Annotated in this window: 8 protein-coding genes; 1 reads left to right on the forward strand and 7 read right to left on the reverse strand. The window is 43.5% G+C overall.

The window, feature by feature from the left end; translation table 11 throughout:
* Positions 1-45 precede the first annotated feature (45 nt).
* The 7 genes from B7703_RS04860 to B7703_RS04890 all read right to left on the reverse strand — a co-directional run bounded on the left by B7703_RS04860 (position 46) and on the right by B7703_RS04890 (position 10,564).
* On the reverse strand, positions 46-1,530 hold the full coding sequence (locus tag B7703_RS04860) for an ABC transporter substrate-binding protein (RefSeq protein ID WP_000800391.1): 1,485 nt from the start codon (positions 1,528-1,530) through the stop codon (positions 46-48).
* A gap of 105 nt (positions 1,531-1,635) precedes the next feature.
* A complete protein-coding gene (locus tag B7703_RS04865; RefSeq protein WP_000818353.1) occupies positions 1,636-2,559 on the reverse strand; it encodes a carbohydrate ABC transporter permease in 924 nt (307 codons plus the stop codon).
* Positions 2,560-2,572: 13 nt separating this feature from the next.
* Positions 2,573-3,502 (reverse strand): ABC transporter permease, encoded by a 930-nt coding sequence (locus B7703_RS04870; RefSeq protein WP_001032152.1) that lies wholly within the window; start codon positions 3,500-3,502, stop codon positions 2,573-2,575.
* 210 nt (positions 3,503-3,712) lie between these two features.
* Entirely contained in the window at positions 3,713-5,593 is a 1,881-nt protein-coding gene (locus B7703_RS04875; protein WP_049499163.1) for a beta-N-acetylhexosaminidase, read from the reverse strand.
* On the reverse strand, positions 5,587-6,456 hold the full coding sequence (locus tag B7703_RS04880; protein WP_049501978.1) for an ROK family protein: 870 nt from the start codon (positions 6,454-6,456) through the stop codon (positions 5,587-5,589). Before B7703_RS04880 ends, B7703_RS04875 begins: the two co-directional genes overlap by 7 nt.
* Before the next feature lie 83 nt (positions 6,457-6,539).
* Entirely contained in the window at positions 6,540-9,185 is a 2,646-nt protein-coding gene (locus B7703_RS04885; RefSeq protein ID WP_020902647.1) for an alpha-mannosidase, read from the reverse strand.
* A gap of 98 nt (positions 9,186-9,283) precedes the next feature.
* Positions 9,284-10,564 (reverse strand): glycoside hydrolase family 125 protein, encoded by a 1,281-nt coding sequence (locus B7703_RS04890; RefSeq protein ID WP_084923847.1) that lies wholly within the window; start codon positions 10,562-10,564, stop codon positions 9,284-9,286.
* 170 nt (positions 10,565-10,734) lie between these two features.
* Between B7703_RS04890 and B7703_RS04895 the strand changes: the two genes are divergently transcribed.
* Positions 10,735-12,819, forward strand: coding sequence for a GH92 family glycosyl hydrolase (locus B7703_RS04895; RefSeq protein WP_084923849.1), 2,085 nt, complete (start codon positions 10,735-10,737; stop codon positions 12,817-12,819).
* Positions 12,820-12,854 lie beyond the last annotated feature (35 nt).

Consider the following 12,854-nt stretch of genomic DNA (forward strand, 5'->3'; position numbering starts at 1 on the left):
TTCAATTTTTAGGAATTAGGAATGAATACACGAAATCAATTGATCTTATGATTTTTTGTTTTTCAAGAATTCATCGTATTGTTTTTGCATTTCGTTCAATACTTTATCGTAAGCACCTTCAGATTTCAATTTTTCCATCAATTCTGGAATAGCTTTGTCTGGGTCTACAGTACCAGTGTTGATAGCTGTATCGAATTGTTGCATTGTATTAGAGATCGCAGAGATTTCAGATTTCACATTGTCAGTGTTAAAGATGAATCCAAGAGCTGGAGATTCTTTAGCTTCTGCCAATTGTTTCTTAGAATCTTCGATTTGTTGGTCTGTAACGTTTTCGTTGATGTAAAGAATCCAGTTGTTACCAGTGTTCCATCCACCCATGTGAGTGTTTCCTTTGTAGCCATCAAGAACTTTAACACGGTTTTCTTTACCTGGAATTTTTTCCCAGTTCTTGCCTTCTGGACCATAAACAAGACCGTTCAAGAGTTCTGGGTTAGTGTTCAAGAGGTTCAACACTTCCATTGATTTTTCTTTGTTCTTAGAGTTGTTTGAGATGACAAAGTTAGCAACTTGTGTTGTTTGGTTTTTCTTGATGAAGTTAGTGATTGGTTTGATTTGGATGTCTTTGTTTGCAACACGTGAAAGCAAGCTGTTACCGTAGTCAGCTGGTCCTACTGTTTCTTCACGAACGAACCAAGTATCTTGTTGAAGGTCAAATGAAGTATCGCTTGTTGCTACGTCTTTTGGAATGTATCCAGCTTCATAGAATTTGTGAAGAGTCTTCAAGTGTTCTTTAAAGCGAGGCACTTCGTAACGGTTTACGATCTTAGTAGTGTCCCCTTCAAGGTCGATAACGAATGGAAGTCCATTTGGAACTGGGTAGTCAAAGTTATCAGATGGGATAAAGTTCTTAGTAACCGCAAATGGCACTACATCTGGAGCTTTTTCTTTGATTTGTTTCAAGACTGGTTCAAGTGTTTCATATGAAGTGACACCTGAAATATCGATACCGTATTTAGCAAGAAGAGTTCCGTTGAAGGCGAAGTTTTGAGATGATGCAACGTTGGCTGCAACTGGAACTGCGTAAATTTTACCGTTAATGCTGTTACCTTTGATGTAAGCTGGGTCAAGTGCTTTATAAAGCTCTGCTCCTTCTTTCTTATACAAGTCAGTCAAGTCAGCATAGGCACCTTTTTGAGCATTTACAACATAGTTAGATGCAAAGGCGATATCGTAGTTTTCACCAGATGATGTGATAACTGACATTTTCTTATCATAGTCACCCCATCCAAGATATTGGATATCCAATTTAGCACCAACTTTTTCACCGATGATTTTGTTAGCATTTTCTAGCAATTCATCTAAGTTATCTGGTTTGTCACCGATTTGGTACATTTTGATAACAGTTTTTTCACCTGAAGCTGAGTCAGCAGCTTTTTTGCTGTTACCTGAAAGGTTTCCACAAGCAGCGAGACCAGCAGCCAAAGCGACTACGCTAGCAGATGCAAAAGCATATTTTTTCCAGTTTTTCATGACAAAAACTCCTTTTTTTTTATTTTTAAACTTATAAACAATGTAATGATCTTAACTTCACGCAAGGGAAGTTTGGAAATGAGAAATGATTTTTCTCGACAAGTACTATTCTTTCACACCACCGATAGTCAAACCTTTTACAAAGTAGCGTTGGAAGAATGGATACAGAATCGCGATTGGAAGGGTTGCGACCACAACCATGGCCATACGACCTGTTTCTTTTGGAAGAGCAACTCCCAGTTGACCAGATAGGCCGACTGCTTTGGCGATGTAGTCCATATTTTGCTGGATTTGCATGAGCAAATATTGCAATGGATACAAGTTGTCACTCTTGATATAAAGAAGGGCATTGAACCAGTCATTCCAGAAACCAAGAGCTGTTAAGAGCGTAATGGTTGCGATACCTGGTAGTGACAATGGTAAACAGATTTGGAAGAAGATCCGGGCTTCACTGGCACCATCGATACGAGCAGATTCTAGAATGGCTTCTGGAATGGTCTTCTTGAAGAAGGAACGCATCAAGATGATGTTAAATGGTGAGAGAAGCATTGGAACAATCAAAGCCCAAACTGTATCACCAAGTTGAAGTAAACGAGTTACCACGATATAGCCCGGTACCAAACCAGCGTTGAACAACATACTAAGAAGGGCAAAAATCGTAAAGAATCTGCGATACTTAAAGGTTGTCCGTGAAATAGCGTAGGCATAAGTTGTTGTGATAAAAACGTTTGTGATAGTCCCCACCACTGTTACAAAGACTGAGATGAAGAGGGCTTGGAGGATTTTATCCTTAAACTGTGCCAAAAACTCAAAACCGTCTAAGCCAAATTGGGATGGGAAGAAGCTATATCCATTTTGGAGGATACTCTTTTCATCTGTCACCGAAATAACGATAACGAATACAAAGGGTAGGATACAAGAGAGGGCAACCAAACCAGAAATGGTACTGAAGAAGATATCTGCTTTCTTACTGAAGGAGTGAATGCCGACATTATCAATTTTTTCTTTTTTAATTTTCTTTTCTGCCATATTCTCCTCCTTTCTAGAACAAGGCTGAGTTTGGATCAACTCGTCTTGCCAGTAAGTTTGATAGGATAACCAGAATCAAACCGACAACTGATTGATAAAGACCTGCCGCTGATGCCATCCCGATATCCGCTGTCTGAGTCAAACCGTTATAAACATATACATCCAAAACGTTGGTTACGTTATAAAGCTGACCAGCATTGTGGGGGATTTGGTAGAAGAGACCGAAGTCTGCACGGAAGATATTTCCGACTGCAAGGATGGTCAATACAGTTACCAATGGTGTCAACTGCGGAATAGTTACATTGCGAATTCGTTGCCATTTGCTAGCCCCGTCCACTGTTGCTGCTTCGTAGTAGGTTGGATCAATTCCCATGATTGTCGCATAGTACATGACACTGCTATATCCAAAGCCTTTCCAAATACCAAGGAAAAGTAGGAGATAAGGCCAGATACCCAAGTCAGCGTAGAAATTGATTTCCTTCATTCCGATAGATTCTAGGAAATGGTTGAACACACCTTTGTCAATGTTTAGGAAGGCATCTGTAAAGAAACTGATGATAACCCAAGACAAGAAGTAAGGGAACAACATAGAAGTTTGGAAAATCTTAACCATTCTCTTAGAACGGAGTTCACTGAGGATGATAGCAATCCCTACAGATACAATCAAACCGATAAAGATAAAGCCGAGATTGTAGAGGACAGTATTTCGAGTGATGATAAAGGCGTCTTTTGAACTAAATAAGAATCTGAAATTATCGAGTCCGACCCATTTACTATTCACGATACTATCTATAAATCCATTACTGGTCATGTGGTAGTCTTTAAAGGCAACCACGTTCCCAAATACTGGAATGTAGAAGAATAGAATCAACCAGAGTGCCCCTGGCAAAACCATTAAGAGAAAGATCCAGTTGTCTCTCAAGGTTTTTGAAAACTTATTCATAATTTCCTCCCTTTTTTATTTTGATATCCATCTAAAAATTCCTTTTTAGACTTTTGATAACGATTACATTATTAGTATACTCCTATTTGAAGGTTAGGTTAAACTACTAATTATAGAAAAAACTCCACAAATTATTTTATGTGGAGTACTTTTTTAAGAAAGGAATGTTTCACGAGAAACACTCTGCCCAAGGCACGGTGTTCTTGTTTCTTATGTCGTGTAGATGGTTGAAGCTGTCGCAATGGTATGCCACTGGTTGGCTGTTGTGGCTGCGAAGTCCTTGTCTGCGTAAAAGTCAGTAAATGGCAGAATTTCCACTTCTAACTCGTCGATACTGTCCAGCTGACCTGCCAGATAAGCCTCGATGCGGCTTTCTGCTCGTTTAATGCGTTGCAAGAGTCCTCCCATACGGATGTCAACTGTATCCAAGCCAAAGACCTTGTTTTCCTTCAACCATTGATGGCTAAAGAGGGCATGGAAGTCTTCAATTCGGCTTCTGAGTTCTGGTAATTCTTGTCTGGCAATTTCTTGCAGACTTTCCTTATCATCCGCTTGATAGGCTTGACGAATGCGTCGTCCCACATCCACTTTGCTACTTAAAATCTGGTTCAACTGGGCCTGAGTTTCAAAGAGGTAGGCATAGTTGCCAGCTTTTTCTTTAATGTTAGCAAGCGTCTCAGCTGCCTGAGCGAAGTGGGGCTTGTCTTGTTCAGGTGTCATGTGTCGGTCAAGAATCGGACAGAGAATATCCTGATAAAAGACATAGCGGTTAGGGTTGATGCCACTGAGATTGTCCGGCAAATCTGGCAAGAGGTTGGCTAGGTCAATCTGCATAAAATCTTCAACCGAAAGACCTGTATTGGTCTTGAAGTGAGCAGACAAACGGTCTAGGTCATTGCGGTAGCTGAGTTCTGCCCAGATTTGCAAGCTTGGTAGGACAGCGAATTGGGCAGTTTCCCCACCATTGTCCCCCCAACCCGTCACGATGACTTCTTTGATATCATTGGCGCGACAGGCTTTATTGGCTTCAAGAGCAATGAGACGGCTGAAATGGTTGTTGGGTGTGAAACCAATCCACTTCCAAGCTCCCCCTGCAAAGGCAAGATCATGACTAATCTTATGATGATTGCGGAAATTGCGGTTGTATTTTTCCTCGCTATCCTGATAATAGTCCCAGTAAACTAAGGTCACACGATCTTTGAGACGGTCCAGGTAGACACGAGTTTCTTCGGGAATTTCCACATCACGGTCGTACTGGCCATCTGCTGACATAAGTTTAAAGAACATATCGCTCCACATCTGGCAGTGGAAACCATATTTGTCAGCAATATCCAGCACGCGCTCCAAGTGTTGGCACATAAGGAGACTACGATCCACAACACCGTTCAGAATCAAGTAGCGTCCCAAACCAACCAAGTGGGCTTCGTCCATCCCAATATTGACCTTGCGAGTCTTCAGTTTAGATAGGGTAGCAAACATGCCATCAATCAGGTCATAAACCTTTTCTTCGCCGATAAGAAGAATATCCTCCACATCACGGAGCTCCTGGACTTCTTTGACACCCCATTTGACAAAGGCTGACAAGTGAGCCAAGGTCTGGATACATGGCACAAAGGTCATGTCAAACTGCTGGGCATAGGCTTCGATCTCCTGCAACTCCTCAGCCGAGTAGGCTCCACGGAAATAGCCAAAATAAGGCTGCCCCTCAATCTGGTAGGTGTCTTCCATGTAAAGCTCAAAGGTTGAGTAGCCCATGAGAGCCAAGACCTCAATCATCTGCTTGGCAGAAGCGACATTCAGCACCGCATTTCGAGAACAGTCTGCCATATAAGCCAAATCTTCATAAGCTGCTTGTTCCTCAATCTCTACCTTGTCACCTTCTGCTAGGGATGTTGCCAACAGGGACAAGGCACGATAAAGTTGGTGGGGTTTGCGGTAAGTTAGTTGATAGTGGCCACCCTCACCCTTGATAGAGATAGAGGCTTGGTCAGACTGAGCGACAGCTACCTCTACATCTGGTAGAAAAATGTGTTTTTTTAATACTTCAATAGCTTGCGCTTGTTTGTCACTAATTCCTGTAAATCTTACCATTGATTTTCCTCCTGTAACCAGTTGACAAGGGCACCGTAGAGATTGGCATCTGCATGATAGGTGCAGGCTTGGATGACGGGTGTGACCGTGTATTCTTCGTAGGTATCAACAAAGTCATCTACAGCTTTTTTGACCCCTTGAATAAAATCTGGATTTTGACTGATAGAGCCTCCCAGACTGATGACATCTGGATCGATGAGATACTGGATATTGAGCAAGCCTTGCGCCAAATTACGATTCATCCGCTCAATGGCTTCTTGACAAAGGGCATTTCCTGCTTCGGCTTCTTGGTAAATTTTGCGACCGTCCCAGTCAGTCTGACCAGATTTTTCAATCACGTATCGCACCATATTTCCAGTTGACGCTAATTGCGACCAGTTGTTGAGCTTTTCAGCAGGGGCAAGAGTTGTCATGTAGCCAAATTCTCCACCCAGACCGTGGCGACCTCGATGAAGTCTACCATTGATAATCATGGCTCCGCCAATCCCTGTCCCAATCACGACACAGGCTGCATTTTCAAGTTCTGGATGAGCCAGTAATTCACTGAGTCCAACGCAGTTGGCATCATTTTCCAGATGGACAGGAATCTGATAAGAGCTAAGCGCCTCATACCAAGAAAATCCGTGAATGTAGGGTACTGCACTGAAGCCATCAATCACACCTGTCTCTTGATTGACCGCGCCTGGAACGCTCATAGCAATCCCGCTATAATCCTGCTCTGACAAACGTTGATCTAGCCAAGCTAGTAAGTCCTCCAAACTTTCTGGCGTTGGAATGCTTGTCTTATCTAGTATTTTCCCATCAGGAGTCAGACTGGCAAACTTAATCCCAGTCCCTCCGATATCAATCGTTGCAATAGTCATTGTTTTTACCATAAAAAGGGGCGAATCAGCAGTTAGTTCTTACCTTTTCGCCCCTCCTTTCTCTTTATGTTTACTTGTTGAAATTAAATTTCTTCTTTTTTGATGAATTCTGTACGAATCTCTTGTGGTGAAATGAGTCCTCTATGAACTGGGTATGGTCGTTCAAGTAGGTCAAGGAAGAGATGTTGACTTTCCGGTACACGTACATTTTCACTACACATATTGTAGTAACGAAGAACATAGCCTTCTTCATTTTCAGCTACCTTAAAGGCTGTTGGACAGATTTGCGGTATGCTGAGAACAGAATGGCTCAAGAGGCTACCAGTCGCAGCCACGCTTCCTTCTTGTCTAGCAAGCTGAAGGCTGGTAAATGGTGTCTGCAAGGCTTTAGCACGACGATAGGCTGAGAAGCGTTCTTGGGCTTGGTGGCATTCAAGCGCAAACTCGACTTCAAACTCACGCAAGCATTGTGCTTCTGGTGTTGGGAAATAACCCCAGTCACCTAACTCACCTGATGCACGCAAAATAGTCACTGCAATGGTGTCGTCTCCAAGGATTTCGTATTCATTCAATCCCTTGTTGGATACAGTCACACCTTTTTCATCGTCATACAGACTGACAAAGGCTTGTTGGTGTTGAGGATTTTCAGGATTTTCCCATGAAGCTGCTGGTTTGTTTGGTCGTGTCACCACCTCATAGATGCTTTCAGAATCATTACTTGGACGCGTGTTATGAGTCTTGACCAAGAGACGGATACGGTGATCCTTGGCAGTGTTGGTAAAGCGAGTCTTGCAACGGATTTGTGGATTATCAACGAAGATAGTCATCTCAGTTTCCAGAGGAATGTTTGTCAATTCTTCTGAACGTCCCGCCTCACGCTTCATAAACTCGATGATACCTTTTTGCTCTTCTTCTAGCTTTTCATCGGCACTGACAGGCACGGTCAATTCATGTTTGAGCAAAATCTTAGCGTAGCGAGCTGTGTTTTCCAAGACCTCGTAGCCCTTTAATTCTGCATAGATTGGCTCTGTTCCTTTTGGTTGGAAATAGATATACTCGTTTCCGATGTCACCACGGTCTTCGAAGCGGATAAAGTCTTCATAGGCTTCGTGAGTTGTCTTGTCATAGACTGTGATGTTGTCATCCACACTCACTGTTACAAATGGCGTATCAATCACTCCGTTTTGGTAAATACCGTCGCGGTGTTCTTGTTCTCCTTCCAGCAATTGGAAGGTTGTCCAAGAAAGTGGCGCTAGGTGAACTGGAATGGTCACGCGCACTTGACGAGCAATACGAGCTTGGCGGAACTTATCTTTTGGTAAATCGTACTCAAAATTAGCTCCGAGATCTTCGATTTTAGCCTCTACAAGACGCCCATCCAAGTCCTCCACACGGTAGCTTGGCAAGATAAGAGCAGCCATCTTCTTGTAACCTTCTGTTGGGTGCAATTCCTTAAAATCACAAGTCGCAACATCAATCACTGTGCTGACAGTATCGACCTTATCATGCAAACCTGTGTTAATGACAGTAAAGAGATAATCACTTTGAGCCTTAGACGTAGCGATTTTACCCTTCCATTCGTTAAGAAGATTGCTCTTAACAAAGTTTCCGACTTGATTGACCTTGGCAAAACGTGTCTCCATCTCACGGTGAACTTCGTCCACGCTACAGCCACAGATACTATCATGCGGCGCATTTTGCAAAAGTGTTTTCCAAGCATAGGTCAACTGATCCTTGTGATTGTGGCCCCCAGTGATAATCGTCAAGGGTTCTACAACTTGCTCTAGGAGGTTGCTATTTTCTTGGAAGGCTTGTTTGAGATAAATACGAGATGAAGAAGTGTTGGCAAGTGTGTACCAGCCATCTGTTTCCTGACTGGTCAACTCACCTGTAACCGTTGATAACTGCTCTGGTAGGGCACTTTCCACGGCTTGGACATACTCATCAAAAGAACTGTGAACAAAAGTCACATCTGGGAAGAGTTCATTTGCCACACGAATGGCTTCACTCAAATTTTTCTGGACAGGCTGATGGTCACAGCCGTTCATCATCAACCACTGATTGGTCGAAGCATAGTCACGTACGTCTGCCAGTTTTTGTTTCCAGAAGGTCAAGGCCTCGTCTTTATCAACTGGAATTTCATTCCCATTACTGTACCAGTTGGCAAAGAGGATCCCGAGGACACGACTTCCGTCCGCACCCTGCCAGTACATTTCTGAAAACTGAGAAGTAAACTGCTCATCTTCGAGGACTTGGTTATCAAATCCAATCGGCTTCACACCACGACCAAAAGCGGCCACGTGAATGCCTGATTTTTGAAGGATTTGAGGCGCTTGCCCCATATTTCCAAAGGTATCTGGGAAGTAACCAATCTGAGTAGATTTGCCCCATTTTTCACATTCTGCTTGACCAATCAATGTATTGCGGACATTGGCTTCACTTGAAATCAAGTAATCATCCTGCAAGATGTAAAAAGGACCAATTTTAAGTTTGCCTTCGTCGATGTATCGTTGGACTTTGTCGCGATTTTCAGGGCGAATCTCCAAGTAGTCATCAAGGACAATAGTTTGACCATCCAAGTGGAAGCTCTTGAACTCAGGGTCATTTTCAAAGAGATCAAAGAGATTGTCAAATAATTCCACCAACTGCATACGGTGGCTTTCAAAAGGCAAGTACCACTCACGATCCCAGTGACTATGTGAGATAATATGTACGACAACATTTTCCATGAAGTAAAACCTCATTCTAAATTTAAATTTTTATTGTTAACGTTTTAAATGTAAATTTGTGATTCTTTCCAAGAATCAGTTGCGCTAAAGCGTGTTCCTTATCGGATATCCAAGTAATCCAAGACCAACTCACAGAACATCATGTTGGCCCAAGAGAACCATTCACGAGAATAAAGAGTTGGGTCGTCCACGTGGAAGCTTTCATGCATGACACCTGTCCCCCCATCACAAGCAACTAGCTGATCCAGCAAGAATTTCTTCTCTGCCTTATCACTTGTTGTCAAACCTTGGATAGAGAGGGCTATGGGCCAGATATAGCGATAGAAGGTATGAGAACTTCCGAGACCGCTAGCGTATTCTCCTTGGTAGAAGTATGGATTTTCAGGGCTCAGAATGGTACGACGAGTTGCTTGATACACTTCATCATCGACCGAACAGTAACCCAGATAAGGTGCAGCCAGCAGACTTGGTACGTTTGGATCATCCATAATACTAGCATTTCCCAAACCGTCTACTTCAAAGGCATAAATCTTTTCGCCCTTGCTGTTGGTGGTGTAAGCGTAGTTTTCGATTCCTTCTTGGATTTCAGACTGGAGGCGCTTAGCATCAGCAATAATGCTCTCGCTATCAGCTAGATTCAATTCTGCAAAGATTTCTTGCACATAACCCAAGACTACCACAGCAAACATATTGGACGGAATCAAGTAACTATACTGGCAACAGTCATCACTCGGACGAAAAGCTGACCAGGTCATGCCTGTCACTGCAAAATTAGGGCCAAAGCCATCATTTACCAAGGTATCTTCCTTGCGGTCCGTATCGCGGACAAAACGATAAGGAGAGTTCTTATGGTCTTGTTCCACTGTCCACAGATGAAGAATTTCCTTAGTTGCTGCGACAAAAGTCTCATCAAACTGACTAGTCTCGCCAGTCTCTTTCCAGAGGAGATAAGCCAGCTGCAAAGGATAGCAAAGCGAGTCCACCTCATACTTGCGTTCCCAAATCCAGCCATTAAGGTCTGTATGGTCAGTCTCGTGGTGACCCTTCCAGTTTTCCTCAATGTTGAAGGAGTTGGCATAAGGATCCTCGAGTACCAAGGTCATCTGACGTTTGACCAAACCTGCAATAGTCTGACGCAAGAGGGCATCCCTTTTAGCCACATGCAGGTAAGGTCTGAGTTGAGCTGTTGAATCCCGAAGCCACATAGCAGGAATATCACCAGTGAGTACAAAGGTTGAACCATCTTCTAGGATTGCAACCGTATTGTCCAAGGTGTCTGTATAGCAACGCTCGAAAACATCCACCCACTCTGGATGGTCCTTAGCCCGCTCTGCCACTTCATCTAGCCATTCTCTAACAATTTCTTTTGAATAAATCATCGTGCAGTATCCTCTTTCAAACAAGTTTCATTTTCAGTATATAGCTTTTGAGACAGAAAATACATACACAAATGATAGTCATTTTTCTACAAAATAGTTATCTTTGAAACTCCTTCTCTAAAGGTTATCTTTTTCTGATATAATGTAGAAAAACAGCTAAAGGAAAGACTATGAAACCACTACTTGAAACCATCGATACCCGCTTTGGAACTGCCAGCAAGCATGCCTTTTCTCGGGGAAATACCCTGCCATACACAGGCGTGCCTTTTGGGATGAATTACTTTGTACCCCAGACCAGTAACCAGGAAGGATCTTGGTTTTTCGATCCGCATCTGCCTATCTTTCAGGGGATTCGATTAACCCACCAGCCCAGCCCTTGGATTGGCGACTACTCTTGGCTCCTCCTGACACCTGTCACAGGCCAGATTAGTGGAGACAGTCTCTTTCACCGCCAGTCTTCCTATGATATGAATAAGGCTACTTTCCAGCCTCATTATCTGAAGATTTTCTCCCTGCGCTATCAGATTGAAAGCCAGCTTACACCGACTTGCTACGGTGCTTCTATTCGTTTGAAGCAAAAGCAAGGCAAAGCCCTCTCCCTCTATCTTCACGCAGCAGATAAACTGACCGTAGAGCAAGTAGATAAGAGAACGCTTGCCCTAAGACAAGAAGGAAAAACTGAGACCAATAAAAATCAACTAACGATGTTCACTTCCCTGAAAATGAACACGGATATTCTTGCTGTCAGCCAAGAAGGCGGAGACTGGCGAATCGACTTAGCAAGTAGCCATGCTGAAATTCAGCTAGGAACTTCTTTCATCTCTCCTTCTCAAGCACTGCTTAATCTACCTCAACAAGACTTCGATAATTGCAAAGCAAGTGCACAAAAAGATTGGGGAAATCTCCTCCATCGTTTTGACATTATAGAGACAGGAGAAGCTGACCGAACCTTCTTTGATCACTGTCTCTACAGACTCTTCCTCTTTCCTCAGACTTTTTATGAGGTTGATGAATCAGGACAAGTCATCCACATGGATCTGGCTACTGGAACTGTCAAGTCTGGTGTCCTCTTCAACAACAATGGTTTCTGGGATACCTTCCGAACCACCTTCCCCCTCTTTGCCCTTATCATACCGGAACACTACCACCGCTTTTTAGAAGGATTTCTCAATAACTACCGCGATACTGGTTTCCTTCCAAAATGGCTGGCTCCAGATGAACGGGGTATGATGCCAGGTACACTTTTAGACGGTATTATCGCAGATAGCGCCTGCAAGGACATGGCCCCCGACCTAGAAGAAGAACTCCTCCAAGCCATGCTTGAAACAGCCAGCAAGGCCGACCCTCTCGGCATCAATGGTCGTCACGGACTAGTCCAATACCAAGAACTAGGCTACCTCTCTACCGACCACCACGAAAGCGTCAGCCACACCCTAGACTATGCCTATAGTGACTTTTGTATCTCTAGCTGTGCTGAAAAACTAGGGAAAATAGAAATCGCTGAAACCTACAAGGCCGCATCACAAAATTACCGCCATCTATTTGACGCTGAGACAGGTTACATGCGAGCGCTTGATAGTCAAGGCAACTTCCGTCCTGACTTCTCTCCTTATAGTTGGGGACGCGACTATGCCGAATGCTCTGCCATCCAAGCAACTTTAGGCGTCCTCCACGATATCCCAGGCTTGATCCAGCTTATGGGTGGAAAAGAAGCCTTTAGCAACTATCTTTTAAAAGCCTGTCAGGAGGCTCCCCTCTTTGAGACAACAGGCTATGGTTACGAGATTCACGAAATGAGCGAGATGGCTACTGCTCCTTTTGGACAACTCGCCATTTCCAACCAGCCAAGCTTCCACATTCCTTATCTCTTCCGTTACAGCGATTACCCTGACTACACTGCTCTTCTCATCAAGACGCTCCGTCAGAAAGCTTTTCACCCAAGTTGGGAAGCCTATCCTGGCGATGAAGACAATGGCAGTCTCTCAGCCTGGTACATCTGGTCAACTCTCGGTTTTTATCCGACCTGTCCAGGAAAACCAAGCTATGACCTCGGAATCCCTCTCTTTGACCACCTCCGAGTCTACCTTGCCAAAGAAGATAAATGGCTAGATATTCATGCTGAGCAAAACCACAGCCATTTTAACTTTGTAAAAGAATGCCGACTGGACACAACTCTAGTATCAACTATTCAACACCAAGATCTCCTAAAAGCTGAACAACTAACCTTCACCCTCAGCTGGTTACCAAGTCACTAGCTAGTAGACAAAAGAACCTTTGTATCGTGCAAAGG

It is taken from the genome of Streptococcus mitis (assembly GCF_002096735.1).
Taxonomy (GTDB): Bacteria; Bacillota; Bacilli; order Lactobacillales; family Streptococcaceae; genus Streptococcus; species Streptococcus mitis_CZ.